This window comes from Helicobacter pylori SA213A (assembly GCF_000476275.1).
Lineage (GTDB): Bacteria > Campylobacterota > Campylobacteria > Campylobacterales > Helicobacteraceae > Helicobacter > Helicobacter pylori_CL.
In genome coordinates this window covers 1-3,505 of sequence record NZ_CBOM010000036.1, presented here as the reverse complement: position 1 = coordinate 3,505, position 3,505 = coordinate 1, and the positions used below count along the sequence as shown (strand labels likewise).

Sequence of the window (3,505 nt, the reverse complement as noted above, 5' to 3'; positions counted from 1 at the left end):
ATAGTAGCCTTTTAAAATGGATTTTTGTGCTGTATTTGGTATATATTTTTCTAGGATTTCTATCATCAAAAGTACATCATTTCCAATTTGTTCATCTTGTGTATTGTAACTAATTTCTAAAATAATTTTTCTTGTTCGTTCTGCTATTTTTTGACTATTTTTAATTGATTGTATATTGTGTATTTTATTTATGATTTTAAAAAGCCATGCGATTTTATCATATGGTGGTGAATGATGGGCAGATTGGAATGATTTTGTCAATTGTTTTGCTGTTTGATTAACAGGTGCTAGAAAGGTGCATCTAGTTAGATTGAGCCAATCTTGAAAATTTAAAATATTGACTGATTTTGTTAGTATATAAGATACATGTTTTAAAAAAGAATGGATGTTTCCTAAAAAATACTCATGGTTTGGATTTTCTAATTTTTTTGGAGCGGTTGGTTGTTTCTTAAAATGCTTTTGAATGGCTAGATGCATTAATTCTATGCTTTTTTTTAATGAAGCTTGTTTACACTGATCTAAAAAAGGTTTAATGTTTTTGTAGTTATCTAGAATTACACTAGCAATAGCAGTGCAACCGTAGGTGTACGGATTATATTTATTTGCACGGTGAGCTGTTTGAGATATAAGCCATATTTTATTTTTTAAGATTTCTTCAAAATTATCAAATAGTAGAGCTACTTTTTCAGTAAACACAGCAATACCCTCATCTATATATTTATTGTTGCTTAATGCAAATAAATGGGACACTTCGTGGCAAAAATCTTTGTGAAATTGTTGGCTATTTCTAGAGATGAGAGCTAGTGCGATCGAGTTTCCAAAATGCAAGCAAAATTGATGTTTTGATTTTTTGCATAAAATAATGATTCTTGTATTTGATAATGTTTTTTGTAGATGTTGGTTAATATTTTTACATCGATTATATAGCAAGGAGCAATCATTTAGATCTTTTTGCTTTAATGTATAGTTGCTTAGAATATATGTTTTTTTAGCTAAGTAGTACCCATATAAGTTGGAATGCAATATATATTTTAATGAATCTAGATATCTTGGTGGGATTTGATTTTCATAATTATTTTGATTAAGCTGTAATTTGTCTAATATTGTTTGTGGACTAATTTTCCTTATCAAGGGATCCTCCATACCAAATCATGTGGCATATAGATTCTGTTTTGAAGTCGGCTTTGATGAGTGAGCTAACTTTATCATCATAAAAACTTGTCCAATGCAAGGTTGATACTCCCAAATCAGTCAGTATTAATGTGAGTTGTTGGGCGATAATTCCTATTTCAATAAGTGCGAGTCTATAACCGCTAAAACCATACTTAACAACTGTACGTTCCCATACCGATGAGATAAGAATAGCACCTTGTGCATTATGTGCCAAAAGATTATTACCCATACAGCAACAATGACTTATCTCACTAATAGGTATTTTTTCAATTAAAGTGTGCAATGTAGATTGAATAGCATTGAAATGCTTAAGGTTATAGGATGTGTCATTGTGCTCTAGAATATAAATTTCTGATGGATATAAAGCTCCTGGAGATGGATAAGGTCTTTTATAAAAAACAATGTTATGATCCACTGAAGATCGAACTTTTTTATTGATTGCACATGTTTTGAGAGCCTTGAGAATAGATGTGCGATCAAATGGAGCTTTTTGGCTAAATTGATAACTTGATCGCCTTTTATTTATGGCTTTTACAAAGTTTTTTGGTATCTTGATATCGATTACTTCTGTATGTTTAGAAGGCATAACATGATAGTTTTTTGATAATTCTTCAGAACCTCGTTTTGAATCAGTATAACATCCTGTTTTTAGTGCTGTTTCCATAGAACTGATAGGATATAATTTAGTTTGGTTATGAAAATCCATAATATCATTGAGTTCTGATGTTTCAAAGCTAGTTGGTGTAATGTATTTCTTTATCATGATTAAGTATCCTATGGAAAACAGTGGGGGTTTCTATTTAAATTAAGTCTGCTTCCTATGTGAAGAAATTGATATTCACTATGTTCTAAAGATTTTTTTTGTAAAAAATTAAAAAAACAAGAAAGTCTACGCTTGTTAGTATGGATAAAAGATTGTCCAGCATATAAAGGTTGTAGTCCACTAGCCATACATCGGATAATTTCAAAACCTAATGATTTTACATCTGGCATTGCAACATCTATGGCTAGTGGGATGAATTGATTTTTTACAAGTTTTTGAATAAGTGTTTCCGTATTATTATTATCAGATATGTTACTCCATTCTGTAGGAAAATCTAATAGTTCATAGGATTGTTGGGTATGCCAAAGATATTGAGAACTGCGATCTAATCTAAGATACCATGAGACATGATCTTTAAAATTATCAATATCAGTTATTTTCTTGATTTCTAATTTACTTCTTTTCATTTCTAGGCACCAATTGAATGTGTGGAAAGCCTCAATCATAGCTTTTTTTAGTGCTTGTTTTACATTAGTATGACAAGAACATCCGGTTGCAATGCCACCATCTTTTGCTGTTATAGTACAAGCAATGACAGGAATTTCAAATTGGTTCATTAAAGCAAATGTTTTAATATTTAATCCGGTTCTTAAAATTTCTTCAGAAAACTCATTTGGTAGTTGACTTAATACAAAACAATTGTTTAGGCGTAATGGAGTAATTCCACAGAGCCAATAGCATGCATAGACATCGCGTTCAATTAGTTCGCAAAGACTAGAGAAAATGGCTTTCTCTCTATCTATATGACAAGCTGTTCCAGTGCTGTAAGTTTTGTCGAATCTATTGCATCCTTCATCATCCATAAAAACAAGACTACGAGGGACAAAATGCTCTTGTCCTGTGCTTAGATTTTTGGCAGCAACAAAATGGATTGGGTTATTTAAATTTGGTTTTTTAAAAGGAGCTGTTTTTTTCTTGTAATCATGTTCGGAAAATAAAATAAAGGTTTCTAGAAATTCTTTAGCTCCATATAGGTTAGATGGATAGTCATAAATACTATTTATATGTGCTGATTGAGAGATGCTATAGCGTTCCAATGCTTCTCCAATTGTTGCCAATAAAGCTTCTTCTTTTGTTAATCCAGCACCAGAAACTTGTCGGTTTGTAATTGGCATTACTCTATCATTTGATGTTAGAGAACATGGATTTTGAAATTCAGCGACATAAATTTGGATTAATGGTTCTAAATGTTGTGTTGGTATTTCTGTTATATAGGTAATCAACCCACATTCAAAATCTAGTAATAAATCTAATAGTTCGCATATTTTTAACATTAAATCATATCCCTAATGGCACGTTTTGGTGTATTTTTTGAACAATAATCACAAAATGTATTCCGTAATACAATCTTATTTGAATAAGTTCCGTTGATAATGTTCCAACTTTCTAGTAAACCTGGTTTTAAAATATGAAATTGCCTTAGGTGAATAAGTCGTAATGTTCTTAGGAATATATAGGTGGCTAAAGATTTAACGCACGATCCTAGAGCAATTTTATGGAGTCTTGTAT

3 protein-coding genes are annotated in these 3,505 nt (G+C 31.0%); all 3 read right to left on the bottom strand.

Annotated features, from left to right (window positions below; all coding sequences use genetic code 11):
* The coding region (locus tag QT74_RS07655) for a hypothetical protein (protein WP_229261626.1) at positions 1-1,131 on the bottom strand (1,131 nt) is incomplete at its 3' end.
* Positions 1,115-1,936, bottom strand: a complete 822-nt coding sequence (locus QT74_RS07650; protein ID WP_000592968.1) for a SagB/ThcOx family dehydrogenase — start codon at positions 1,934-1,936, stop codon at positions 1,115-1,117. The genes QT74_RS07655 and QT74_RS07650, both read right to left, overlap by 17 nt.
* Before the next feature lie 11 nt (positions 1,937-1,947).
* The gene (locus tag QT74_RS07645) at positions 1,948-3,270 is read right to left on the bottom strand and encodes a YcaO-like family protein (protein ID WP_033765873.1); all 1,323 of its coding nucleotides are present in this window, start codon (positions 3,268-3,270) and stop codon (positions 1,948-1,950) included.
* Between the last annotated feature and the right edge of the window lie 235 nt (positions 3,271-3,505).

What these genes read in the sequence shown, in the direction of transcription:
- QT74_RS07650 (WP_000592968.1), bottom strand. Translation starts at nt 1,936, where the DNA reads ATGATAAAGAAATACATTACACCAACTAGCTTTGAAACATCAGAACTC.
- QT74_RS07645 (WP_033765873.1), bottom strand. Translation starts at nt 3,270, where the DNA reads ATGTTAAAAATATGCGAACTATTAGATTTATTACTAGATTTTGAATGT.